Origin of the sequence: Psychrobacter sp. 1Y11 (assembly GCF_052259045.1) — a bacterium.
GTDB lineage: Bacteria > Pseudomonadota > Gammaproteobacteria > Pseudomonadales > Moraxellaceae > Psychrobacter.
Genome location: NZ_JBQQER010000031.1, coordinates 1 through 912 on the forward strand (window position 1 = coordinate 1; position 912 = coordinate 912).

Sequence of the window (912 nt, forward strand, 5' to 3'; positions counted from 1 at the left end):
TATAGTCTAATCCAAATAAAACCGATACAATCCTATTAACAATTGCATTTAATGAAATAAACGATGACTTATTCAATAGACTATCGCAAACAGGTACTTTCTAGCATCGCTGATGGTATGACCATAAGAGAAGCTGCGCTATTTTATGGACTTAGCACCAGTACCATTCACAGCTGGCAGAAGAATTTAGCTCCTAAAACAACTAGAAATAAAGCACCGACTAAAATACCTGATGACGCCTTGATTGAAGACGTAAAAAGATACCCAGATGATTATAACTATGAAAGAGCTCGTCGCTTGAACTGTAGTAAAACGGGCATCTTTAATGCTTTAAAGCGTCTTGGTATCAGTCAAAAAAAAGACCTTAAAACATCCAAAAGCGTGTCCGATAAAAAGAGCGGTATTCCAGAGTAGGCTTGATCGCTTTACGCAGCAAGGCTACCCCATTGTCTATATGGATGAAAGCGGCTTTGAGGCTGAAACCATTCGTACTCATGGCTATGCACCGATTGGTAAACCCTGTATCGATAGCTACAACTGGCAAGCAAAGAAGCGTACTAATGTCATCGGAGCTCTCTATGAAAAAATGCTATTTGCGCTTGATTACTTTGAACACAATATTAACAGCAGCATATTCTACCACTGGTGCAAATACACGCTAATCCCAAGTCTTAAAACTAAATGCGTGATTGTCATGGATAATGCTCGATTTCATAAGAGTAAGCGTATTCAAAAGCTACTCAACAGACATGGCCATCGTATTCTTTGGCTACCACCGTACAGCCCTGATTTGAACCCTATCGAGAAGAAGTGGGCACAGGCTAAGTTTCTGCGCCAAGGGTGGATGGAGAATAATTTACCTAAACTGTTTCATGATATGGGCTGTATCGATTTTATAAAGACTTAACTATA

Annotated in this window: 2 protein-coding genes; both read left to right on the plus strand. The window is 39.6% G+C overall.

Annotation, left to right across the window (positions count from 1 at the left end; all coding sequences use genetic code 11):
• Nucleotides 1-63: 63 nt before the first annotated feature.
• The gene (locus ACTXGJ_RS12625) at nt 64-414 is read left to right on the plus strand and encodes an IS630 transposase-related protein (RefSeq protein ID WP_443566158.1); all 351 of its coding nucleotides are present in this window, start codon (nt 64-66) and stop codon (nt 412-414) included.
• A complete protein-coding gene (locus ACTXGJ_RS12630; RefSeq protein ID WP_443566159.1) occupies nt 341-907 on the plus strand; it encodes an IS630 family transposase in 567 nt (188 codons plus the stop codon). The genes ACTXGJ_RS12625 and ACTXGJ_RS12630 overlap by 74 nt, the downstream gene beginning before the upstream one ends.
• Nucleotides 908-912: the final 5 nt, after the last annotated feature.